Consider the following 23256-nt stretch of genomic DNA (forward strand, 5'->3'; position numbering starts at 1 on the left):
TGCAGCACGGCGCCAGAGCACGCAGCTAGAGCACGCAGCTAGAGCACGAAGGGCAGCTTGCTGCCGCGCGCCTCGGCCAGCATCGACAGCGTGATCTTGCGCACTTCCAGCCGGCTCTGCGTGATGTGGGCGCGCAGCAGCATGCCGGCCTCGGCGATCGCGCCGCGCTCCAGCAGGCGGATCATCTTGGCGTGTTCCTCGTAGGTGGCCGAGGTGCGATGCGCCTTCAGGAAGTCGAGCCGCCGCACGATGCGGATCCGCTCGGTCACCTCGTTATGCACGCGCAGCATCTCGGCATTGCCGGTAGCCGCCACCAACTGGCGGTGGAAGGCTTCGTCCATGCGGAACATCTCGGCGGGATCGGTCTCGCGCGCCTCGGGCGCGACGCACCAGGTGGCGTGCAGCGTGGCCAGCGCATCGGCCCAGTTGCCGGCGCCGGCCGTGAGCCGCTCGATCGCGGCGAGCTCCAGCACGATGCGCAGCTCGTAGAGCTGGTCGAGCTGGGCGAAGTCGATCGGCGCGACCTTCCAGCCGCGCCGGAAACCCACCTCCAGATAACCCTCGCGCTGCAGCCGGAACAGCCCGTCGCGCATCGGCGTGCGCGATACGCCGTAATGCCGGGCGATATCGGTTTCGGAGAAGCGGTCGCCCGGCAGCAGCCGGAAGCCGAAGATATCGCTCTTCAATTGCTGGTAGACCTGCTCGGCGAGCGGGTTGGCGCGATTGACCGCCTGCTCGTCGTCGGCGAGCCCGGGGGAGAGAGGGGAATCGCTCACGCTGGGCTGGGTCCGGTGGAGGAGTGCGCGGCGCGCGGCTCGGGCGCGTCGATCAGGCTCACGTGCGCGGCGACGATGCGCCAGCCGCGATGCAGCGTGTCGGTCCCGTCGAGGCGCGCCCAGGTCTGCATCTGACGGCCCAGCAGGGTGGTGGCGTCGCTGCTGAATTCGGTGCTGACGGTCGCGTGCTCGCCGCCGAAGCTGGTGATCACGGTGCGATGCAGGCGGCGCGAGGGCGGCACCGGCTCGCAGCTCGCGCGCCAGGCGCGGATCGCCGCGCCGCCGTGCTGGATCTCGGCGATGCCGTAGCGCACCACCTCGGGCGCGTTCCAGAACAGCGCGTCCATGGTCGGCACATCGTTGTCGACCAGCGCGCGCTCGTAGGCCTCGAAGGCCGCGCGCACTTCGGCAAGGATCTCGGGGCGATTCAGTTCGATGGTCATGGCTGTGGGCTGGCGGATGGGGCGGCGGGCAGCGGGGCCGCTTCGAGCAGGGCGGCCAGCGGCGCGGTCCAGCCGACGATGCCGCCCTGCGAGCTTATCATTTCGAGACAAGCGGCCTTGAAGGCCGGGAAGTAGCTGGCGGTGGCATCTTCCACCAGCAGGCAGTCGTAGCCGCGGTCGTTGGCCTCGCGCATCGAGGTCTGCACGCAGACCTCGGTGGTCACGCCCGCGAACACCAGGTGCGTGATGCCGCGCTCGCGCAGCAGCGCGTCGAGCGCGGTGGCGTGGAAGGCGCCCTTGCCGGGTTTGTCGATCACCGTTTCGCCGGCCAGCGGCGCGAGCGCCTCGACGATCTGGTTGCCGGGCTCGCCGCGCACCAGGATGCGGCCCATCGGGCCGCTGTCGCCGATGCGCAGGTTGGGCGCGCCGCGCAGGCGCTTGGCGGGCGGGCAATCGGACAGGTCGGGCGCGTGCGATTCGCGCGTATGCACCACGCTCCAGCGCTGCTCGCGCGCGAAGGCGAGCAGGGCGGCCACGCTCGGCACGATCGCGGCCAGCGGCGCGACGTCGTTGCCGAGCGCGGCGCCGAAACCGCCGGGCTCGATGAAGTCGCGCTGCATGTCGATCACGATCAGCGCGGTATGCGCCGGGTCGTAGCGATAGGGCGCGGGGCGGGCGGGGACCTCGAAGTGCATCGGGATGTTCTCTCTTTCAGCGATGGGTGCCCGGCGCATCGGCCGGCCGGGCCGGCTCGCGATGCGCGTGCGCGGCGCCGGGCCTGCCGGAAGACGCGGCAGGCTCGTCGGCCTCGTCGTGCCCGGCCATGTGGCGGCCCAGCACGGCGCGATCGGCGCCGGCCGCCTCGGTCTCGAACACCAGCCGTCCCGCCGACATCACGGCGATCCGGTCCGACAGCGCCAGCAGCTCGTCGAGATCCTCGCTGACCAGCAGGATCGCGGCGCCGGCCTCGCGCGCGGCGAGCAGGCGCGCGTGGATGTCGGCCACCGAGGCGAAGTCGAGGCCGAACACCGGGTTGGCGACGATCAGCACCTCCACCGGCTGGCCCAGCTCGCGCGCCAGCACGGCGCGCTGCACGTTGCCGCCCGACAGGGTGCCGATCGCGCGCTCGGGCAGCGGCGGGCTGACCTTGAATTCGGCGATGCGCTCGGCCGCGCGCCGGCGCAGCGCGCGCCGGTCGAGACGCCAGCCTTGCGCGCGCAGCGGCGCGCGGTCGAAGTCGCGCAGCGCGAGGTTCTCGGCCACGCTCATCGAGGCGATGCAGGCATTGCGCAGCGGCTCCTCGGGGATCGCGAACACGCGGCGCTCGCGCATCTCCTCGCGGGTGGCGCGATAGGGGCGGCCGCCCACCGCCATGCGTCCCGCCGCCGGCTGGCGCTGGCCGATCAGGGCCTCGACCAGGGCCTTCTGGCCGTTGCCGGAGACGCCGGCGATGCCGAGGATCTCGCCGCGACGCACCGCCAGCGAGAGCTCGCGCACGGCCGGCAGGCCGAGGTCGTCGCGCACCGTGAGGCCGCTGGCCTCGAGGCCGATCGGCGCGTCGGCGAGGCAGGGGCGGCGCGTGGCGCGCGCCGCGAGTGTCGTGTCGGGCAGGGATGCGGCGGGGCTGGAGGTCGCGCTCGTCACGGCGCCTGTCGTCGCGATCGTCGTTGCGCTCGTTGCCGCGTTTTTCGCCGCGCTTGTCGTCAAGTTTGCCGATGCGCTTGTCGTCGCAATCGTCGCATTCGTGGTCGCGTCATCGGCCGCTTCTCGTGCCGCCGTCTCCACGCCCATCATCCAGGCCGCCAGCTCGTCGCGGCTGGTATCGGCCACGTTCGCCTGCGCCACCGCGCGGCCCTTGCGCAGCACCGTCACCGCGTCGGCGAAATCGAGCACCTCGCGAAATTTGTGGGTGATCATCAGCACCGTCAGCACGCGCGCGCTGGCCAGCTCGCGCATCAGGCCGAGCACCTCGTCGGCTTCCTGCGGCGTGAGCACCGAGGTCGGCTCGTCGAGGATCAGGAAGCGCCGCTCCAGGTAGAGCTGCTTGAGGATCTCCAGCTTCTGCTTCTCGCCCGCCGCGAGGCTGGACACGGGCGCATCCAGCCTTAGCCGGAACGGCATGCGCGCCAGGAAGCGTTCCAGGCGGCCGCGCTCGGCGCGCCAGTCGATGCGCCAGGGCAGCGCGGCGCGCGCGAGCAGCAGGTTTTCCTCCACCGACATGCCCGCGGCCAGCGTGAAGTGCTGGTAGACCATGCCGATGTCGAGCGCCTGCGCGTCGCGCGGCGAGGCGATCCGCACCTCGCGCGTGCCGGCGATGATCTGCCCCGCGTCGAGCGGCCCGTAGCCGACCAGGCCCTTCACCAGGGTGCTCTTGCCCGCGCCGTTCTCGCCGAGCAGCGCATGCACGCTGCCCGGCGCGATCTTCAGCGAGACCTGGTCGAGCGCGCGGAACGCGCCGAACGACTTGCTCGCGCCGATCACCTCGATGCCGAGCGCGCGGCCGTTGGCGGCGTCCAGCGCATCGGCGGCGCCGGCGGCGCCGATCGGGCGCGCCACGCGGCGCATCACGACGCGGCTCCCAGCGTGGCGAGCAGGGCCGCCGAGCTCGACACCGCGCCGAACACGCCGCCCTGCATGGTCACCATGTGCAAGGCGGCGGCGTGGTTGGCGGGATCGGTGGCGCCGCAGCAGTCGGCCAGTATCACGCACTCGAAGCCGCGATCGTTGGCCTCGCGCATGGTGGTGTGGACGCACACGTCGGTGGTGATGCCGGTCAGGATCAGGTTGGCGATGCCGCGCGTGCGCAGGATCAGCTCCAGGTCGGTGGCGTAGAACGAGCCCTTGCCGGGTTTGTCGATCACCACCTCGCCGGCGAGCGGCGCGAGTTCCTCGATGATTTCCCAGCCCGGCTCGCCGCGCACCAGGATCCGCCCGCAGGGGCCGTCGTCGCCGATGCCGACGCCGTCGGTGCCGGCCTGGCGGCTGCGCCAGCGCTTGTTGGCGGGCAGGTCGGAGAGGTCGGGGCGATGGCCTTCGCGGGTATGGATGATGGTGTAGCCCTGCGCGCGCATCGCCGCCAGCACGCGGCCGATCGGTTCGATCGGCGCGCGCGTGAGCGACAGGTCGTAGCCCATCTTGTCGACGTAGCCGCCGTGGCCGCAGAAATCGGTCTGCATGTCGATCACGACCAGGGCGGTGTTGTCGGGGCGCAGCGCGCCGTCATAGGGCCAGGGATAGGGTTTGGCTTCGATATGGCGGTTCATCGGTGAGGCGTTCCTTGGCGATGCGCGTCAGCGCGTGAGGCTCAGCTCGCCCGGCGCGCCGGCGAAGCGGCGATCGGGACGGCAGTGGAGGATCATGATGGCCAGCGTCAGCACATAGGGCGCGGCGTTCCAGAGGTCGTAGCCGGCGGTCACGCCGATCGCCTGCAGGGCCGGGCCGAGCGCGCCGGCCGCGCCGAACAGCAGCGAGGCGGCCAGGCAGCGCAGCGGCTGCCAGCGCGCGAAGATCACCAGCGCCACGGCCATCAGGCCCTGGCCGCTCGACAGCCCCTCGTTCCAGCTTCCCGGGTAGACCAGCGACAGGTAGGCGCCGCCCACCGCGGCCAGCGCGCCGCCCACCGAGGTGGCCGCGATCCGCACCCGCGTGCCGTGGTAGCCGAGCGCGCGCGCGGTTTCGGCGTGGTCGCCCACCAGGCGCAGCACCATGCCCCAGCGCGTGTGGCGCAGGCCCCATTGCAGCGCGAGCGCCAGCACGATGCCGAGCAGGAACAGCGGGCTGATGCGCAGCGCGTTGTGCAGTTGCGGCAGGCCGGCGGCCCAGCGGCCGAGATCGAGCGAGCCCAGCATCGGCGCCTGCGGCTCGATGAAGGGCTTGCCGAGGAAGAAGGCCAGGCCCGTGCCGAGCAGCATCAGCGCGATGCCGAAGGCGATGTCCGAGACGCGCGGCAGCGAGCAGACCAGGCCGTGCAGCGCGCCCAGCAGCAGGCCGGCGCCGGCCGCGGCGAGCACCCCGAGCCAGGGCGAGCCGCTCAGGCAGGCGGTGGCGTAGCCGGTCATGGCGCCCGAGACCAGCACGCCTTCCAGGCCCAGGTTGACGCGGCCGGCCTTCTCGGTCAGGCATTCGCCGAGGCTCACGAACAGGTAGGGCGTGCTGACGCGGATCGCGCCGGCCGCCAGCGACAACAGCAGGATCGCCAGGGGCGAATGCAGCTCAGGCATGGGTGTTCTCCATGGTGGCGAGTGCTGTGTCGGTGTCGAGCGGCCGGGCGGCGCGGGCCGTGTCCTGCAGCTTCAGGCGCCAGGCGGCCAGGCGCGGGCCGAGCGCCTCGAAGGCGAGCAGGTTGGCGAACAGCAGGCCCTGCAGCACCAGGGTGGTGGCATCGGGCAGGTCCAGGCGCCGCTGCAGCAGGCTGCCGCTGGCCTCCATGCCGCCGATGCCGATCGCGCAGAGCACGATCGCGAGCGGGTTGTGGCGCGCCGCGAAGGCCACCAGGATGCCGCCGTAGCCGTAGCCGACCAGCAGCGAGGCATTGGCCGCGCCCTGCACGGCCGCGGTCTCGAACAGGCCGGCCAGGCCCGCGGCCGCGCCGCCGAGCGTGCAGGCCAGCAAGGTGAGGCGCGCCACCGGCAGCCCGGCCAGGCGCGCCGCGCGCGGGTTGCCGCCGACGATGCGCATCGCGAAACCCTGGGTGGCGTGGCGCACCAGCACCCAGGCCGCGAGGCAGGCCAGCGCGCCCCACAGCAGGCCCCAGTGCACGTCGAGGCCGGGCAGCGAGCCGATCGCGAAGGCGTCGGGGATCGGCCGCGTGGAGGGCTTGTTGAGGCTGGCCGGGTCGCGCAGCGGCCCTTCCACCAGGAACTTGAACACCGCGATCGCGATATAGGACAGCAGCAGGCTGCTGATCGTCTCGTTGACGCCGCGCCACTGGCGCAGCGCGCCGGCCGCGCCGATCCACAGGCCGCCGGCCAGCATCGCGGCAACCGCCATCGCGGCCAGCCCGAGCCAGGGCGGCGTGCCGGCCGGCAGCAGCAGCGGCACCGCCGCGCTGGCCAGGCCGCCCAGCGCCAGCGCGCCCTCGCCGCCGATCACGATCAGCCCGACCTGGGCCGGCAGCGCCACGCACAGCGCGGTCAGCATCAGGGGGGCTGCGCGCAGCAGCGTGTTCTGCCAGGCGAACGAGGAGCCGAACGCGCCTTGCGCGATCAGGCCCAGCGCATCGAGCGCCGGGGCGTGCGCGGCGGCCAGGAAGGCCGCGAACAGCAGCACGGTGGCCGCCAGCGCGGCCAGCGTCGGCAGGGCCGGCAGCAGCGCGAGCGCGCAGCGCGCGGCGAGCGGATTCAGGCGCATGGTCGGGCTCCTGATCGGGCTCCTGATCGGGCTCCTGATCGGGCGCGGTCGGTCGGCGCCTTCATCAGATCTGGCCCACCACGCCGGCCACCAGGTAGTTCATGCTCTCCAGCACGATGTCGGTCTGCGCATGGCTCACGCCGGCCGCGATCGCGGTGCCGCCCTTGTTGTCCTTGAGCGGGCCCTTGAAGATCACGAAGTCGCCGGCCTGCATCCTGGCCTTCACCGCGTCGGCCGCCTGCTTCGCGGCGGGCGTCACCTTCGCGCCGTAGGGCGAGGGCTTCACGTAGCCTTCCTTGAGGCCGCCGCGCATCACGTTGGGCGGCGTCTTGCCGGCCTGGACGGCCTGCACCAGCTGCGTGTAGGGCGTGGCCCAGTCCCATTCGGCGCCGGTCAGGTAGCCCTTGGGCGCGAGCGCCGACTGGTTGGCGTGATAGCCGCAGCTCATCGCGCCGCGCTTCTCGGCGGTTTCGATCACCACCTTGGGGCCGTCGACGTGGCAGGTCAGCACGTCGCAGCCCTGGTCGACCAGGCTGTTGGCCGATTCGGCTTCCTTGACCGGCATCGACCAGTCGCCGGTGAAGATCACGTGCGTGGTGATCGACGGATCGACCGACTGCGCGCCGAGCGTGAAGGCGTTGATGTTGCGCAGCACCTGCGGGATCGGCTTGGCGGCCACGAAGCCGAGTTTCTTCGTCTTCGTCATGTGGCCGGCCACCACGCCGCTCAGGTACTCGCACTCGTCGATGTAGCCGAAATAGCTGGTGATGTTGGCCGGGTTGCCCGCCTTCCAGAGCCCGCCGCAATGCGCGAAGCGCACCTTCGGATACTTGGCCGCCATCTTCAGCACGTGCGGGTCGAAATAGCCGAACGAGGTGGCGAACACCAGGCTCGCGCCGTCCTGCTCGATCATCGCGGCCATCGACTTCTGCGCGGCGATGGTCTCGGGCACGTTCTCCTCCTCGACGATCTTCACGCCGGGCAGCTTGCGGATCACGTTGGTGGCGGCGGCCTGCGCCTGGTTGTAGCCGTAGTCGCCGCGCGCGCCGACATAGAGCGCGCCGACGGTGAGCCCGGAGGCGGCCAGCGCCCGCTCGAGCGGCAGCATCGCGCCGAGCGCGAGGGCGCCCGCGGTGTGGAGGAAATGGCGGCGTGTGGTCATGAGGCGTTCTCGTTCAGCGTCAGGCGTTCAGGGGGAGGGAGGAGGTGGCGGCGCTCGTCGGCGCGGCGTGCTCGCGCAGGTAGGCGAGCCAGCCGCCGTGGGCCGTGATGTCCAGCGCGCGGCCGGCGGCGAGCGCTGCCGGCTCGCAGATGAAGCCCTTCACCGCGCGGCCGTCGGCCACGCGCACCGTGCCGATGCCCAGCGGCGCCGGCACCTGGGCGACCAGGCCGCCGAACAGGCGCAGCGGCAGCTCCCACAGTTCGATCGCGATCGCGCGGCCGTCGGCGTCGCCGGGGCTGTGGACCAGGGCCGGCTTGGGCGGGGTGGTGCCGGCCAGTGCATAGAGGCGATAGTCGGCGCTGGTGACGGTGGCTTCGACGAAGCGCGCACCGGCTTCGAGCAACTGGCCGTTGAGTGGCTGGCCGCGCAGGTGCGCGCCGACCACGGCGACGATCAGGGTGGGCTCGTTGGCGGGCAGCGGCGGCAGGGGTTCGGCTGCCGGGCCGGATGTCGAGGGCTGACTGGCGGACGTATCGGCGGGGCGCGCGCCCGATTGCGAGCCGGGCAGGGAGGCTGATGAAGCCGGCGATCCAGCAGTCGATGAAAGGGCCGATGACAGGGTCGATGACGCGCCCGCCGAAGAGGGCGACGGAGCAGCCGTTTGCGCGCCCGTGCGAGCGCCGGATTGCGCAGCCAACCGCGCCACCAGCGCGCGGCCGAGCGTGGCGAGCTGGTGATCGGCGCCCGCCTTGCCGATCAGCGTGATGCCGGCCGGCAGGCCGTCGGCGCGCGGCAGGGCGGGGATCGCCAGCGCGCACAGGTCGAGCAGGTTGACGAAGTTGGTGTAGTAGCCCAGCCGGCTGTTGACGGCGATCGGATCGGCGCGAACCTGGGCGATGGTCGGATGGGTCGGCGCGCTCGGCACGATCAGCACGTCGAGTTCGGCGAAGATCGCCTCGGCGGCGCGGCGCAGCTCGGCCAGTTCGTATTGGGCGTTGAACGCGTCGACGGCGCTGAAGGCATCGGCGCGCGCCACCACCGCGGCCACCACCGGGTCCATCGCCTCGCGCTCGGTGTCGAGGAAGCCGCCGATCGCGGCGCGCCGCTCGGCTACCCAGGGGCCGTCGTAGAGCAGGCGCGCGACGGCGTTCAAGGGCGCCATGTCGACGGCGACCGGGTCGGCCAGCAGGTCGGTGGCCAGGTGGCGCAGCGTCTGCATGTAGGCGGCCTCGGCCTGCGCGTCGTCGAAGAATTCGGGCTGGGCCGGCACGCCGATGCGCCAGGCGCGGTTCGGCAGGCCGAGCGAGGGCACCGCGCGCGAATAGGGATCGGCCGCGTCGAAGCGGGCCAGCACGCCGAGCACGCGCCAGGCGTCTTCCACCTCGGGCGCGAAGATCGACACGGTATCGAGCGTGCGGCAGGCCGGCACCACGCCGCGCTTGCTGAGCAGGCCGAGCGTCGGCTTGAGCCCGACGATGCCGTTGAAGCCGGCCGGCACGCGGCCCGAGCCGGCCGTGTCGGTGCCCAGCGAGAAGGCCACCGCGCCGCCCGCCACCGCTACCGCCGAACCCGAACTGGAACCGCCCGAGACGTAGTCGGGATGGTCGACCTGGCGCACCGCGCCATAGGGCGAGCGCACGCCCACCAGGCCGGTGGCGAACTGGTCGAGGTTGGTCTTGCCGATCAGCACCGCGCCGGCGGCCAGCAGCAGCGCGACCACCTGGGCCGATTCGGCCGGCGTGCTCGCGAAGGCGGGGCAGGCGGCGGTGGTCGGCAGGCCGGCCACGTCGATGTTGTCCTTGACGGCGAAGGGCACGCCGAACAGCGGCATGCGCTCGACGACGGCGGGGCCGTGCGCGGCGCGCAGCGCGTCGAGTTCGGCCGCGCGAGCATGCAGTTCGGCGGGGTCGACGCGGTGGATCCAGGCTTCGGGGCGGTCCATCGCCTCGAGCGCGGCGAGCGCCGCGTCGATCCGGTTCGCGACGGTCAGCGTGCCTGCCGCGTAGTCGGCGAGCAGGGTGGTCATCGAGGTGCGTTGTCGGTCTGGCATTCGGAACTCAATCTTGTATTCAAGATGGCGTTCAAGATGCATGTTGCGTGCCAGGGGCGCCGGCGTGAGCGGCGGGAAGGCGGGGAAGGCTTGCCGGGCAAGGCTCGGCGGGAGGCAGGAGCGAGCGGGCCCGGGTGCGACGCGTTTCGATCGCATCGGCGGCGGACTGCGCGGCTGGTGCGCGGCGGCGTCCGAAATGGTGCGGACGTCCGATCCTGGTGCGCGGCGTGATCGATGCGGCCGGCCGTAAACGACAACGGCCCGCATCCCGGGGGATGCGGGCCGTGCTGCCCGGCGCCGATGCTTACTGCTGGGCCGGTGCCTCGCCGCCGACGCGCGAGTAGCGGTTCAGGATCGGGATCATCTGCGCGTAGATCTTCGGGTTCGCCGCGACGATCTCATGACGGTCGAGGAAGTCGGCGTCGCCGTGGTAGTTGCCGACCAGGCCGCCGGCCTCGGTGATCAGCAGGCTGCCCGCGGCCATGTCCCAGGCGCTGATGCCCTGCTCGAAGAAGGCGTCCAGGCGCCCTGCGGCGACATTGGCCAGGTCCAGCGCGGCCGCGCCCGGGCGGCGCAGCCCCGTGCAGGCCTGGGTCATCTCGACGAACAGGCGCGTGTAGGCCTCGAGGCCGTCCTTCTCGCGGAACGGGAAGCCCGTGCCGACCAGCGCGTCCGACAGGCGGTCGCGGCGGCCGACGCGGATCCGGCGGTCGTTCAGGAAGGCGCCGCGGCCGCGGGTGGCCGTGAACAGGTCGTTGTTGTTCGGGTCGTAGACCACCGCCTGCTGGACCACGCCGCGATGCGCGAGCGCGATCGAGACGCAGTAGTAGGGGAAGCCGTGGATGAAGTTGGTGGTGCCGTCGAGCGGATCGATGATCCAGACGAATTCGGACTCGTTGTCCGACTTGCCCGATTCCTCGGCGAGGATCGCGTGGTCGGGGTAGGCCGTCTTCAGCGTATCGATGATGGCCTCTTCCGAGGCCTTGTCGACTTCCGTCACGAAATCGTTCTGCTGCTTCTTGCGGATCTCGATCATGTCGAGATCGAGCGAGGCGCGGTTGATGATCTGTCCGGCGCGGCGCGCAGCCTTGACAGCAATATTGAGCATGGGATGCATGGAGCTGGATCCTGTAGCCGGCGGCACGGGGCCGCCACGAGGTGACTGGAACCGGCGAAGCGCGCCCGCCGCAAGGCGGACGGACGTTTCGTCGACGGAAGACGCGAATTGGCAAAGAACGGGGCGCCAGGCGGCGGACAGCCTCGGAAAACGGGGAGACGGGGCGGCCGGCGAGCGCGGAAAGCGGCATTTTACCCGAGTCGCGGCGTTTTTCCGACTGTCTCGCGCCCGGGGCCGCCGGCCCGGCCGTTCGGACGGGTGGGATTGGGACGGCGTTGGCGATACCATACCGCCTGTTCGTTTCCCGATTGTTTCCCATTTCCTTGCCGTTTTCTCAGCCGGACCCATCGACGTTGGACATTTCGCCCCCGATCCCCGCCCCGCCGCAAGCCTTCCGTGCCGCGCGCTTCGTGCTCGTCGAGCCCAGCCATCCCGGCAATGTCGGCGCCGCCGCCCGCGCGCTGAAGACCATGGGCTTCTCGCAACTGGTGCTGGTCGCGCCGCGCGTGGCCGAGGTGCTGGCCGACCCGGAGGCGATCGCGATGGCCAGCGGCGCCGACGACGTGCTGGCCGCCACCCGCATCGTGGCCACGCTCGACGAGGCGCTGGCCGGCGTGTCCTGGTCGGCCGCGCTGACCGCGCGCAGCCGCGAATACGGGCCGCCGCGGCTGGCGCCGCGCGCCGCCGCCGGCGAGGCGCGGCGCCAGCTCGACGGCGGCGAGATCGCCTTCGTGTTCGGCAACGAGCGCGTCGGCCTGTCGAACGAGCATGTCGAGCGCTGCAGCGCGATCGCGCATATCCCCGCCAATCCCGATTACAGCTCGCTGAACCTGTCGCAGGCGATCCAGGTGCTGGCCTACGAGCTGCGCGTCGCGCTGCTGGAGGGCCAGGCCGCCGAGCACCACGACGGTGCCGCCGGCACGCTGGCGCAGGCCGACGAGATCGAGAAGATGTTCGCCCATCTGGAGCAGGCGCTGGTCGCGCTCGAGTTCCTCGATCCGCGCAATCCCAAGAAGCTGATGCCGCGGCTGCGGCGGCTGTTCTCGCGCGCCGGGCTGGAGCGCGAGGAGGTCAACATCCTGCGTGGCGTCGCCAAGCACATCCTGATGAAGTCGGGCGGCGAGCACTGAGCCTCGGGCACGGGCGCCGAGGCCGCCGTCGACGGCGGCAGGCGCCCGGCGCTTGCTTGGCGTTCCTGAGGATTCTCCGAGCCTAGCCGCGATGCGCGCCGGCGAATACCCCCGGCGCCGATGGGGACAAAATCCGTCGCCAGCAGCCGCGCGCGAGTCGCCCTACAATCGTCGCGCGTCATAAGCAAATGGCGATAAGGCATAAGCGCCGCGCGGCAGGCGGCAAGAACATTCCTCCCCGGTCACCGACACACCATGTTCACGAGACTTCGAGAAGACATCGCGACGATCCGCGAGCGTGATCCCGCCGCTCGCAGCGCCTGGGAAGTGCTCACCTGTTATCCGGGCATCCATGCACTGATCTTCCATCGGCTCGCGCACGCCTTCTGGCGACGCGGCCAGCGCTGGGCGGGGCGCTTCGTCTCGCAGGTCGGGCGCTTCATGACCGGCATCGAGATCCATCCCGGCGCGACGTTGGGCCGGCGCGTGTTCATCGATCACGGCATGGGCGTGGTGATCGGCGAGACCGCCGTGGTCGGCGACGACTGCACCATCTACCAGGGCGTGACGCTCGGCGGCACCTCGCTCACGCGCGGCGCGAAGCGGCATCCCACGCTCGAGCGCGGCGTGATCGTCGGCGCGGGCGCCAAGGTGCTGGGCGGCTTCACGATCGGCGAGGGCGCCAAGATCGGCTCGAATGCGGTGGTGGTCAAGCCGGTGCCGGCGGGCGGCACGGCGGTCGGCAATCCCGCGCGCGTGGTGCTGCCGGCCGAGAGCCGGCCCGCCGCGCCCGAGCGCGCCGCGTTCTGCGCCTACGGCATCACGCCGAACGCCGACGATCCGATGTCGCTGGCGATCCACGGCCTGATCGATCATGCGGCCAAGGAATCGCAGCGCGTCGACGAGATCGTCGCCGCGCTGGAGCGGCTCGGCGAGCGCTTCGAGGCGCTCCAGGCCGATGGCCGGCTGGACCTGCGCCGCCTGTCGGCCGCGCTGGAAGGGCGCGCGGTCGAGCACACGGGCTGAGCCCGGATCGCGAAAGGAATCGCCAATGGAAAAGGGCGGCCGAGAGGCCGCCCTTGTCGTTTCAGTGCTCCAGCGGCAGCGCCGCGACGCCCTCGGCGTCGATGCGCAGGTAGCCGCCGCGCGGCCTGCCATGGTCGAGATCCCAGTCGGGCAGCACCCAGCGCGTGCCCTCGGGCTCGATGTGCCGCGCGGGGCGATGGGTATGGCCGTGGATCATGGTGTCGGCGCTGCTGCGCTCGAACAGCTCGGCGATGCCCTCGCGCGTGACGTCGTAGCGCGGCAGCATCGGCCGGTCGCGGCCCGCCTCGCTCCTGGCGCGCATGCGCTCGGCCAGGCCGCGCCGCCAGCGCAGCGAGCGCGCGAGGAACAGCCACTGCGCCAGGCGATTGCGCGCGAAGCCGCGGAACCACTGGTAGCCGCGATCGGCCGTGCACTGCGCGTCGCCGTGCGTGAGCACGATGCGCCGGCCGAAGGCGAGCACCACCGACGGGTCCGGCACCAGCATCGCGCCCGCGGCCTTCATGAAGCGCCGGCCGAGCAGGAAGTCGCGATTGCCGTGCATCACATAGAGCGCGATGCCGCGCTCCGAGAAGCTGTGCAGCAGCGCGGCGATGCGCTGCGCGAACGGGTCGTCGTCGAGGATGTCGTCGCCGACCCAGTATTCGAACAGGTCCCCGAGGATGAACACCGAGTCGGCGCTGTCGGCCGTGACGCGCACGAAATGCTCGAACGCGGCGACGGTGCGCGGGATCGCCTCGCTCAGGTGCAGGTCGGAGATGAACAGAAACGGGCGTGCCGCATGCGCGAGACCCTGCTCGCCCGGCACGCCCCCGGAGACGCTTCGCGGCGGTGTTTCCTGCAGCATCGAAGTGCCTCCCTCGACGGCGTCAGACCACCACGGCCTTTTCGATGATCACGTCGTCGGCCGGCACGTCCTGGTGGAAGCCCTTGCTGCCGGTCTTGACCTTCTTGATCGCGTCGACCACGTCCTGGCCTTCGACCACCTTGCCGAACACGGCGTAGCCCCAGCCTTGCGGCGTCGGCGACGAGTGGTTCAGGAAGTCATTGTCGTTGACGTTGATGAAGAACTGCGCGGTGGCCGAGTGCGGATCATTGGTGCGTGCCATCGCCACCGTGTAGGTGTCGTTCTTCAGGCCGTTGTTGGCCTCGTTGTCGATCGGTGCCTCGGTCGGCTTCTGCTTCATGCCCGGCTCGAAGCCGCCGCCCTGGATCATGAAGCCGTTGATGACGCGGTGGAACACCGTGTTGTCGTAGTGGCCGGCCTTCACGTAGTTCAGGAAATTCTCCACCGACTTCGGTGCCTTGGCGGCGTCGAGTTCGAGCTTGATCACGCCGTGGTTCGTATGCAGTTCAACCATGATGGTTCCTTCGTTGAGGTGGGTGAAATGGCACGCGGCCGGTCGTGACGACGCGGCCGCGTGAGGGGCGCTTGTGGCGCGCCGGATTATTTGCCGACGACGCTCGCCGATTCGATCGTGATCGTCTTTTCGGGCACGTCGCGCATCGAGCCGCGCGAGGTGGTCGGGGTCGCCTCGATCTTCTTCACGACATCCAGGCCCGAGACCACCTTGCCGAACACGGCGTAGCCGTTGCCGTCCGGGTTCGGGTAGTCGAGGTTGGAATTATCGACGGTATTGATGAAGAACTGGGCGGTGGCCGAATTCGGATCGCTGGTGCGCGCCATCGCGATGGTGCCCGTCAGGTTCTTCAGGCCGTTGCGGCTTTCCAGGGGAATCGGCGCGCGCGTCGGCTTCTCGTCGAAGTTCGCCTTGTAGCCGCCGCCCTGGATCATGAAGCCCGGGATCACGCGATGGAAGATCGTGCCGTTGTACTGGCCGGCCTTCACGTAGTCGAGGAAGTTCGCCACCGTCTTCGGCGCCTTCTCCGGGTAGAGCTCGACACGGATGTCGCCCTGCGTGGTCTTGAACTGCACGACGGGATGCGCGGCGGCCGTTTGCGCATGGGCCGGCGCGGTCGCGACGAGGGCGGCGCTGCCGAGCGCCAACAACAGACGTTTCATGACGATCCTCTGGTTGATGAAAAAATGACGGCCCGGCCGCCTCAGTGCGAGGGCGCGACGTAGGGCGGGGTGGCCAGCGTCGCGCCGCCGCCGCCGTTGAACTCGAAGTTCGACTGCTGAGGCGGCGTGATGATCGACAGGTTCGAGGTGGCATCGGCCGAGACGCCCTCGGCCCGGCTCGCGGCGGCGGGCTTGTCGGCCTTGGCCTGCGCTGCCTGTTGCGCGGCGGCCGGCGGCGCGATGATCCGCTCGATGTCGGCCAGGCGCTGCGCGCTCGCGCCGCTCGTGCGGCCCAGCGAGCGCGCGCGCTTGTAGGATTCGGAGGCGAGGCGCAGGTACAGGTCGCCGAGGTTCTCGTAGGCGAGGCCGTAGTCGGGGTTCGCCTGGGTGGCCGTGACCAGCGCCGCGCGCGCGTCGTCGTAACGGCCATGCTTGGCATAGAGCGCGGCGAGGTTGTTGTACGGCTCGGGGAGTTCGGGGTAGGCCTGGGTCAGCGCGAGGAACTGCGCGATCGCGTCGTCGTCGCGATTGAGCCGGGCCAGCACGGTGCCGCGCTTGAACTGCGCCTGCACGTCGCGCGGGTTCGCGGCGATCCGCGCATCGAGCTGCGAGAGGGCTGCCGACCAGTTGCGGCTGGTGATCGAGGCGTCGATCTCCGGGGTGCCGTCGGCGGTGGCGGGGGCCTTCTGCGCCCAGGCCGGGAGCGCCAGCGCGACGCCCAGGACGGTGGTCGCAAGGAGGGTCGCAGCGCTCGTCGCGCGGCCGCGGGAAGATTTCATAGGCTCAAATCGCAATGTTATACTCCGAGCCATTCTAGCAAATCGTCCGCGCGTTCCGGCGAGCCGCGGACTGTCTTTTGCCTCTCGCGGCCGTTACCGCTTCGCCCGTCGTCCGACCGACGCCTCCATGTCGACGGTGCGTCGTGCCGGGCAGCGGCGGGTGCTCCGAGCGGATTCACACGCAGGCGCCCTTCGCCAGGGCGGCACTCATCGGCTCTCGTTTGTTCTCTATGGAATCACTGCGCATCTACAACACGCTCGCGCGTGACAAGCAAGTCTTCGTGCCGCGTCAGCCCGGCGAAGTGCGCATGTACGTGTGCGGCATCACGGTTTACGACTACTGCCACATCGGCCATGCGCGGATGATGGTGGTGTTCGACATCGTGCAGCGCTGGTTGCGCCAGCTCGGCTATCGCGTGACCTACGTGCGCAACATCACCGACATCGACGACAAGATCATCCGTCGCGCGGTGGAGAACGGCGAGACCATCGGCGAGCTGACCTCCCGCTTCATCGCGGCGATGCACGAGGACCTGGACGCGCTCGGCGTCGAGCGGCCCGACCACGAGCCGCGCGCCACGCACTACATCCCGCAGATGCTCGGCATGATCGCGGCCCTCGAGGCAAACGGTTACGCCTACCAGGCCAAGGACGGCGACGTCAATTACGCGGTGCGCAAGTTCGCGAACTACGGCCGCCTGTCGGGCAAGTCGCTCGACGACCTGCGCGCCGGCGAGCGCGTCGCGGCCAACGACGCCAAGCAGGATCCGCTCGATTTCGTGCTGTGGAAGCGCGCGAAGCCCGGGGAGCCGGCCGACACCAGCTGGGATTCGAAGTACGGGCGCGGCCGCCCGGGCTGGCACATCGAGTGCTCGGCGATGGGCTGCACGCTGCTCGGCAATCATTTCGACATCCACGGCGGCGGGCAGGACCTGCAGTTCCCGCATCACGAGAACGAGATCGCCCAGAGCGAGGGCGCGACCGGCGAGACCTTCGTCAACACCTGGATGCACAACGGCTTCGTGCAGGTCGACAGCGAGAAGATGTCGAAATCGCTTGGCAACTTCTTCACGATCCGCGAAGTGCTGGAGAAGTACGACGCCGAGGTGGTGCGCTTCTTCATCGCGCGTACCCACTATCGTTCGCCGCTGAACTACAGCGAAGTGCATCTCGACGATGCGCGCGCCGCGCTCACGCGTTTGTATACGGCGCTCAAGGACGTCACGCCCGACGGCGCGCCGCTCGATCCCGACGAGCCGCACGCGCAGCGTTTCGCCGCCGCGATGAACGACGATTTCAATACGGCCCTGGCCGTGTCGGTGCTGTTCGAACTGGCCGGCGAGGTGAATCGCACCCGCGATGCCGCGCTGGCGCGGCAGTTCAGGCAGCTCGGCGCGTTGCTGGGCCTGCTCGGCCGCGATGCGCGCGCCTTCCTGCAGCAGGCCACGGGCGCCGGCGCCGACGCGCTCGACGGCGAGGCGATCGAAGCACGCATCGCCGAGCGCGTGGCCGCCAAGCAGGCCAAGAACTATGCCGAAGCAGACCGGATCCGGGCAGACTTGCTCGCGGCCGGTGTCGCGCTCGAAGACAAACCGGGCGGGTTGACCGAATGGCGTCGCGTTTGATCGCGCGTCGTCCGTTCCGCTGATCGACTCGTCAGGCAGGAGGCAAGATGGCAACGGGCAGGAAAGTGCCGGCAAAGGGCGCGGTTCGCGCGGCGACACGCTCGCCGGCCACCGGCCGCGCGCCGGCCGGGAAGGTCGCCGCCAAGCGCGCGACCGACCCGCGCGCGGGCGCCGTCAACGGCGTGGCGCATTCGCCGGCCGCGCGCGGCGCGGCGAAACCGGCGCGTGCCGAGAGCGCGGAACGCGAACTCGCGGCCGAGTTCGTCGACGGCGCCGCGCGCAAGGCCCGTGCGAATGAGGCGGCCTTGCCGGAGCCGTCCGCCGAGGCCGAGGAAGTGGTGCGCCCCCCGTACTGGGACAAGGCCAGCGCCGATCTCGTCAAGCGCGATCGCATCCTCAAGAAGCTGATTCCGAAATTCGGCCCGGCGCATCTGGTCAAGCGCGGCGATCCCTTCGTCACGCTGGCGCGCTCGGTGGTCGGCCAGCAGATCTCGGTGAGCTCGGCGCAGGCCGTGTGGGCGGCGATCGAAGCCGCCTGCCCGAAGCTCGCGCCGCAGCAGGTGATCCGCCTCGGCCTGGAGAAGCTCGCGGCCTGCGGCCTGTCCAAGCGCAAGTCGGAATACATCATCGACCTGGCCCAGCATTTTGTTTCGGGCGCCTTGCACGTCGACAAATGGACCTCGATGGAAGACGAGGACGTGATCGCCGAGCTCACGCAGATCCGCGGCATCGGCCGCTGGACCGCCGAGATGTTCCTGATCTTCAACCTGTCGCGGCCCGACGTGCTGCCGCTCGACGACCCCGGCCTGATCCGCGCGATCAGCGTCAACTACTTCAGCGGTGAACCCGTCACGCGCAGCGAGGCGCGCGAGGTCGCAGCCAACTGGGAACCGTGGCGTACTGTCGCAACCTGGTACATGTGGCGCAGCCTTGACCCGGAATCCGGTGACACTTGATCCGTTTTTGCTATTGATTAAATCGACTCGATAGTTTCGAGTCGATTTTGATGCGAACCAGCGCGGTTAGAATACGCGCTGCCGCACGACCTAGGACTCCCATACATGAAGACCACGTTTCTGGATTTCGAACAGCCGATCGCCGAACTGGAAGGCAAGATCGAGGAACTGCGATTCGTGCAGGACGATTCGGCCGTCGATATTTCGGAAGAGATCGAGCGGCTGTCGAAGAAGAGCCAGCAACTGACCAAGGACCTCTACGCGAACCTCTCGCCGTGGCAGGTCTCGCAGATCGCGCGCCATCCGCAGCGTCCCTACACGCTCGATTACGTGAGCGAGCTGTTCACCGATTTCCACGAACTGCATGGCGACCGCGCCTTTGCCGACGACCAGTCGATCATCGGCGGCCTGGCCCGCTTCAGCGGCAATCCCTGCATGGTGATCGGCCACCAGAAGGGGCGCGACACCAAGGAGCGCGCGGCGCGCAACTTCGGCATGCCGCGTCCGGAAGGCTATCGCAAGGCCGAGCGCCTGATGCGCCTGGCCGAGAAGTTCGGCCTGCCGATCTTCACCTTCGTCGATACGCCGGGCGCGTATCCCGGCATCGGCGCCGAGGAGCGCGGCCAGTCGGAGGCGATCGGCCGCAACCTGTACGTGATGGCCGAGCTGAAGACGCCGATCATCACCACCATCATCGGCGAGGGCGGCTCGGGCGGCGCGCTGGCGATCGCGGTGGCCGATACCGTGCTGATGCTGCAATTCTCGACCTACTCGGTGATCTCGCCGGAAGGCTGCGCCTCGATCCTCTGGAAGAGCGCGGCCAAGGCGCCCGAGGCCGCCGAGGCGCTGGGCCTGACCGCTCACCGCCTGAAGGCGCTGGGCCTGATCGACAAGATCGTCAACGAGCCGCTGGGCGGCGCGCATCGCGATCCGAAGGGCATGGCCGCGCTGCTGCGCCGTGCGCTGGCCGATACGCTGCGCCAGTTCCAGGGCATGAGCATCGATGCGCTGCGCGAGCGTCGCCTGGAACGCCTGCTTGCCTACGGCAAGTACAAGGAAACCACGCCGGGCATCTGAGCCCCGTCTTCCACGTGCCTCGCGCGTGATGCCGATGATTCCTCCGAATGACCTCAACGCGGACCGCGTCGTACTCGACGCGGTCCGCGTTGCTTTGGGCGAACTGCCCGAGCACGCGACGATCGCGATCGCCTACAGCGGCGGGCTCGATTCCTCGGTGCTGCTCGAAGCCGCCGCGCGCGTCGCCGGCGCCGAGCGCTGCGTGGCGCTGCATGTCCATCACGGCCTGAGCCCGAACGCCGATGCGTGGCTCGCGCATGCCGAGGCGGCCGCGGCTGCGCTCGGCGTGCGTTTCGATGTCGAGCGCGTCGAGGTGCCGCGTGGCACCGGGCTCGGCGTCGAGGCCAGCGCGCGCGAGGTGCGCTACCGCGCGCTCGACGCGATGGGCGAGCGGCATGGCGCGCAGGCGCTGTGGCTGGCCCAGCATGCCGACGACCAGGCCGAGACGGTGCTGCTGCAGTTGCTGCGCGGCGCGGGCCTGGCCGGCATCGCCGCGATGGCGCCGCGCTACCTGCCCGCCGAGGCGAGCATGGTGCGCGTGCGCCCGCTGCTGCATCTGCTGCGCGCCCAGCTCGAGCGTTATGCCGAGGCGCGCCGGCTGCGCTGGATCGACGACGAATCCAATGCCGACACGCGCTATACGCGCAATGCGCTGCGTATCGAGGTGCTGCCGGCGCTGTCGGTGCATTTCCCCGGTTTTCGCGACGCGCTCGCGCGTACCGCCCAGCATGCGGCGGCCGCGCAACGGCTGCTCGACGCGCTGGCTGCCGGCGATCTCGCCGAGATCGCCCGGGACGAGGGCCGCGCGTTGTCGCGCGAGCGCCTGCTCGCGCTGGACGACGAGCGCGGCGCCAACCTGCTGCGCCACTGGATGCGCACACTCGGCCTGCCCGGCGCATCGGCCGCGCGCCTGGCCGAGATGATCAAGCAGTTGCGCGCGACGCAGGTGTCGCATGCGCTGCGGATCGATCATGCGGGACAGTGCCTGAGGCTGTATCGCGACGAGGTGTATTGGGAGGCCGGCGACAGTGCCGATCCGCCCGACGACGGCACCTCGCCCGAGCGCCCCGTGGCGCGGCTCGACTGGAGCGGCCAGGAGGTCTGGCACCTGCCGGCCTGGCGCGGCAGCTTCGTGTTCCGGCCGGTGACGGCCGAGGCGGGGCAGGTGGAGAACAGCGTGGCCGAGGCCACGCTCGCGCAGGCGCCGTTGATGGTGCTCGCGCGCAGCGGCGGCGAACGCCTGCGGATGTCCGCCGGCGGCCCCTCGCGCACGCTCAAGAACCTGTTCCAGGAGCGCGGCGTGCCCGCCTGGCAGCGCGACGTGCCGCTGCTGCATGTCGGCACGGTGCTGCTGTTCGTGCCGCGCATCGGCCTGAATCGCGCGCCCGAGGCGGCCGGCGCCGAGGCCGGGCAGGATGGCGGCGCGCGCCGCCAGATCGAGTGGCGCCCCGATTTGCTGATGACCTGAATTAAATGGGGCCGAGGCGATAACAAAAATGCCGATTTGCAGCGGCGCCCGTTTTTTAAAGGTGTCGGATCATTGCGGCTCGCTTGTCAAGCGGACCTCGATAGAGTACGCTCAAGCGTTTGCTCGGCTCGATTTTTCGAGCATTTTGTGCAGGTTTTCCGCGTGACGTACCCGGTTTGCGCGGCCTGATCCGCCGACCGGGCAAATCCGCCACGCCAGCGTACTGTTCCCGCCGTTTTTCCCGTCGTCCCCCTGCCAAAAGCCGCGAGACCGAACGGCAGCGCGGCTTCCGGCGCAGTGCGCCCGCGCGGTCAATCTCCTGTTCTGAACGACAATGGCACTCATCGTACATAAATACGGCGGCACCTCGATGGGCTCGGTCGAGCGCATCAAGAACGTCGCGAAACGCGTCGCGAAATGGCATCGGGCCGGTCACCAACTGGTGGTCGTGCCCTCGGCGATGTCCGGCGAAACGAACCGCCTGCTGGGTCTCGCGAAGGAAATCTCGAGCCAGCCCGATCCGCGCGAACTCGACATGATTGCCTCGACCGGCGAGCAGGTCAGCGTCGGCCTGCTGGCGATCGCGCTGCAGGAAATCGGCGTCCCGGCCGTCAGCTACGCGGGCTGGCAAGTGCCCATCAAGACCGACAGCGCATTCACCAAGGCACGCATCCAGTCGATCGACGATGCGCGCGTCAAGAAGGATCTCGCGGCGGGCAAGGTGGTGATGATCACCGGCTTCCAGGGCGTCGATCCGGAAGGCAACATCACCACGCTGGGCCGCGGCGGCTCGGACACCTCGGCGGTCGCGGTCGCGGCGGCGCTGGGTGCCGAGGAGTGCCTGATCTATACCGACGTCGACGGCGTGTACACGACCGATCCGCGCGTGGTCGACGGCGCCCGCCGGCTCGACCGCGTGACCTTCGAGGAGATGCTGGAAATGGCCAGCCTCGGCTCGAAGGTGCTGCAGATCCGCTCGGTCGAATTCGCCGGCAAGTACCGCGTGAAGACGCGCGTGCTGTCGAGCCTGACCGATCCCCTGATTGCGCTCGACGAAGAGATGAAGTCGGGCACCCTGATTACTTTTGAAGAAGACGAGACCATGGAAAAGGCAGTCATTTCCGGCATCGCATTTCAGCGCGACGAAGCCCGCATCGTGGTGATGGGTGTGCCCGACAAGCCGGGTATCGCCTACCAGATCCTCGGCCCGGTGGCCGACGCGAACATCGACGTCGACATGATCATCCAGAACCAGAGCGTGGCCGGCAAGACCGACTTCACGTTCACGGTCGGCCGCGGCGACTACCAGAAGGCGATGGACATCCTGACCAACCAGGTCAAGGGCCATGTCAACGCCGAGCAGGTGCTGGGCGACCCGAAGGTCTCGAAGGTCTCGGTGGTGGGCGTGGGCATGCGTTCGCACGTGGGCGTGGCGAGCACGGCGTTCCGCACGCTGTCGGAAGAGGGCATCAACATCCAGATGATCTCGACCTCCGAAATCAAGATCTCGGTGCTGATCGACGAGAAGTACATGGAGCTGGCCGTGCGCGCGCTGCACAAGGCGTTCGAGCTGGACCAGGCCTGAGTTCGCGGGTTTTTCGCGGATTCGAGCGCGCGGCCGTTTTCGGCCGCGCGGCTCTTGGGAAGCGGGTTGTGGTTTCGGCAAAAAAAGCGTGCCGAAACATTTGACCTGGGCCCAATGAGCAGATAGAATTTCGTTCTCGTCGCGCTGCCTCCCTGGCGCGAGCGAAAGTTTGGGAGACGTGGCCGAGAGGTCGAAGGCACTCCCCTGCTAAGGGAGCATCTGGGCCAAAACCTGGATCGAGGGTTCGAATCCCTCCGTCTCCGCCAATAGGCGGTGACAAAGCCCCGCAAGTTTTCGGACTTGCGGGGCTTTTTCTTTTCCAGCGCATCAGCCAGCGCATCAGTAGCAACGTGCTTGATAGCCGTTGTTCGGGGCGCATCGTAGAGCTAGCATGCGTTCTTCGACCTTCTCGTAGACTTCGGCGAAAAGAGAGATCATTTTCGGGCAGCGACTTGCAAGGTCACGTCAAACTTCCACTCGGACCACTGTTAGAGTTTTGGTCGTTCTGCAATGCCAATGCGGAGATGATCCGCTTGGGTTTTCCGGGCGCAAACCTAGCGCAGATCATTTAGAGGCCAGTTCAAAAAGACTGCTCGATGTGCCTGAAGATGTTCCAACAGACAAGCGAGCAACCGAGTTTCAGGAATGCTTCGTGAATGTCAGCCCGCCGCT

General features: G+C 69.5%; 21 protein-coding genes, 1 tRNA gene and 1 pseudogene. 8 read left to right on the top strand and 15 right to left on the bottom strand.

All coding sequences use genetic code 11. The features are described 5' to 3' along the window. Positions 1-38: 38 nt before the first annotated feature. The 10 genes from FB600_RS27080 to FB600_RS27125 all read right to left on the bottom strand — a co-directional run bounded on the left by FB600_RS27080 (position 39) and on the right by FB600_RS27125 (position 10897). Positions 39-776: a GntR family transcriptional regulator gene (locus FB600_RS27080; RefSeq protein ID WP_013698613.1), complete on the bottom strand. Its 738-nt coding sequence runs from the start codon at positions 774-776 to the stop codon at positions 39-41. Then, positions 773-1219 (bottom strand): oxalurate catabolism protein HpxZ, encoded by a 447-nt coding sequence (gene hpxZ, locus FB600_RS27085; protein WP_096748569.1) that lies wholly within the window; start codon positions 1217-1219, stop codon positions 773-775. The genes FB600_RS27080 and hpxZ overlap by 4 nt, the downstream gene beginning before the upstream one ends. After that, complete coding sequence (locus FB600_RS27090; protein WP_145757685.1) at positions 1216-1914, bottom strand: cysteine hydrolase family protein; 699 nt, start codon at positions 1912-1914, stop codon at positions 1216-1218. The genes hpxZ and FB600_RS27090 overlap by 4 nt, the downstream gene beginning before the upstream one ends. 16 nt (positions 1915-1930) lie before the next feature. After that, a complete protein-coding gene (locus tag FB600_RS27095; RefSeq protein ID WP_145757694.1) occupies positions 1931-3784 on the bottom strand; it encodes an ABC transporter ATP-binding protein in 1854 nt (617 codons plus the stop codon). Then, positions 3784-4482 carry a cysteine hydrolase family protein gene (locus FB600_RS27100; RefSeq protein ID WP_036050193.1) on the bottom strand — a complete coding sequence of 233 codons (699 nt, stop codon included), beginning with the start codon at positions 4480-4482 and terminating at the stop codon, positions 3784-3786. Before FB600_RS27100 ends, FB600_RS27095 begins: the two co-directional genes overlap by 1 nt. A 27-nt stretch (positions 4483-4509) precedes the next feature. Further along, positions 4510-5439 carry an ABC transporter permease gene (locus FB600_RS27105; RefSeq protein ID WP_013698608.1) on the bottom strand — a complete coding sequence of 310 codons (930 nt, stop codon included), beginning with the start codon at positions 5437-5439 and terminating at the stop codon, positions 4510-4512. Further along, a complete protein-coding gene (locus tag FB600_RS27110; RefSeq protein ID WP_145757686.1) occupies positions 5432-6568 on the bottom strand; it encodes an ABC transporter permease in 1137 nt (378 codons plus the stop codon). The genes FB600_RS27105 and FB600_RS27110 overlap by 8 nt, the downstream gene beginning before the upstream one ends. A gap of 64 nt (positions 6569-6632) precedes the next feature. Then, positions 6633-7730 carry a BMP family ABC transporter substrate-binding protein gene (locus tag FB600_RS27115; protein WP_013698606.1) on the bottom strand — a complete coding sequence of 366 codons (1098 nt, stop codon included), beginning with the start codon at positions 7728-7730 and terminating at the stop codon, positions 6633-6635. A gap of 19 nt (positions 7731-7749) precedes the next feature. After that, positions 7750-9780 (bottom strand): allophanate hydrolase, encoded by a 2031-nt coding sequence (atzF, locus tag FB600_RS27120; RefSeq protein WP_145757687.1) that lies wholly within the window; start codon positions 9778-9780, stop codon positions 7750-7752. A 304-nt stretch (positions 9781-10084) separates the two neighbouring features. Continuing rightward, a complete protein-coding gene (locus FB600_RS27125; protein WP_013698604.1) occupies positions 10085-10897 on the bottom strand; it encodes an inositol monophosphatase family protein in 813 nt (270 codons plus the stop codon). A gap of 353 nt (positions 10898-11250) precedes the next feature. Here FB600_RS27125 and FB600_RS27130 point away from each other — a divergent pair, with 353 nt between their 5' ends. Beyond that, the gene (locus tag FB600_RS27130; protein WP_013698603.1) at positions 11251-12027 is read left to right on the top strand and encodes an RNA methyltransferase; all 777 of its coding nucleotides are present in this window, start codon (positions 11251-11253) and stop codon (positions 12025-12027) included. A gap of 255 nt (positions 12028-12282) precedes the next feature. Beyond that, a complete protein-coding gene (gene cysE / locus FB600_RS27135; RefSeq protein ID WP_098181784.1) occupies positions 12283-13053 on the top strand; it encodes a serine O-acetyltransferase in 771 nt (256 codons plus the stop codon). A gap of 61 nt (positions 13054-13114) precedes the next feature. Here cysE and FB600_RS27140 read toward each other — a convergent pair whose 3' ends face one another. The 4 genes from FB600_RS27140 to FB600_RS27155 form a co-directional block, all read right to left on the bottom strand. Continuing rightward, the gene (locus tag FB600_RS27140) at positions 13115-13918 is read right to left on the bottom strand and encodes a UDP-2,3-diacylglucosamine diphosphatase (RefSeq protein WP_145757688.1); all 804 of its coding nucleotides are present in this window, start codon (positions 13916-13918) and stop codon (positions 13115-13117) included. 22 nt (positions 13919-13940) lie between these two features. Further along, entirely contained in the window at positions 13941-14432 is a 492-nt protein-coding gene (locus FB600_RS27145; RefSeq protein WP_013698600.1) for a peptidylprolyl isomerase, read from the bottom strand. Positions 14433-14518: 86 nt separating this feature from the next. Beyond that, positions 14519-15094 (bottom strand): peptidylprolyl isomerase, encoded by a 576-nt coding sequence (locus FB600_RS27150; RefSeq protein WP_013698599.1) that lies wholly within the window; start codon positions 15092-15094, stop codon positions 14519-14521. Positions 15095-15135: 41 nt separating this feature from the next. Next, entirely contained in the window at positions 15136-15873 is a 738-nt protein-coding gene (locus tag FB600_RS27155; protein ID WP_145757689.1) for a tetratricopeptide repeat protein, read from the bottom strand. Between the two features lie 230 nt (positions 15874-16103). Here FB600_RS27155 and cysS point away from each other — a divergent pair, with 230 nt between their 5' ends. The 6 genes from cysS to FB600_RS27190 all read left to right on the top strand — a co-directional run bounded on the left by cysS (position 16104) and on the right by FB600_RS27190 (position 22850). Beyond that, complete coding sequence (gene cysS / locus FB600_RS27160; protein ID WP_096748575.1) at positions 16104-17498, top strand: cysteine--tRNA ligase; 1395 nt, start codon at positions 16104-16106, stop codon at positions 17496-17498. A 47-nt stretch (positions 17499-17545) separates the two neighbouring features. Further along, positions 17546-18454: a DNA-3-methyladenine glycosylase family protein gene (locus tag FB600_RS27165; RefSeq protein WP_105819802.1), complete on the top strand. Its 909-nt coding sequence runs from the start codon at positions 17546-17548 to the stop codon at positions 18452-18454. A gap of 105 nt (positions 18455-18559) precedes the next feature. Continuing rightward, positions 18560-19531: an acetyl-CoA carboxylase carboxyltransferase subunit alpha gene (locus FB600_RS27170; protein WP_013698595.1), complete on the top strand. Its 972-nt coding sequence runs from the start codon at positions 18560-18562 to the stop codon at positions 19529-19531. Positions 19532-19565: 34 nt separating this feature from the next. After that, complete coding sequence (gene tilS / locus FB600_RS27175) at positions 19566-20999, top strand: tRNA lysidine(34) synthetase TilS (RefSeq protein WP_145757690.1); 1434 nt, start codon at positions 19566-19568, stop codon at positions 20997-20999. 334 nt (positions 21000-21333) lie between these two features. Then, the gene (locus FB600_RS27185; RefSeq protein WP_047837298.1) at positions 21334-22584 is read left to right on the top strand and encodes an aspartate kinase; all 1251 of its coding nucleotides are present in this window, start codon (positions 21334-21336) and stop codon (positions 22582-22584) included. Positions 22585-22756: 172 nt separating this feature from the next. Continuing rightward, positions 22757-22850, top strand: a tRNA-Ser gene (locus FB600_RS27190). A gap of 314 nt (positions 22851-23164) precedes the next feature. On the opposite strand, the pseudogene FB600_RS27195 reads toward FB600_RS27190, so the two are convergent. After that, positions 23165-23256 (bottom strand): annotated as a pseudogene (locus FB600_RS27195) (IS5/IS1182 family transposase); the annotation flags it as partial.

The organism is Burkholderia sp. SJZ089, from assembly GCF_007828315.1.
Classification (GTDB): domain Bacteria; phylum Pseudomonadota; class Gammaproteobacteria; order Burkholderiales; family Burkholderiaceae; genus Burkholderia; species Burkholderia gladioli.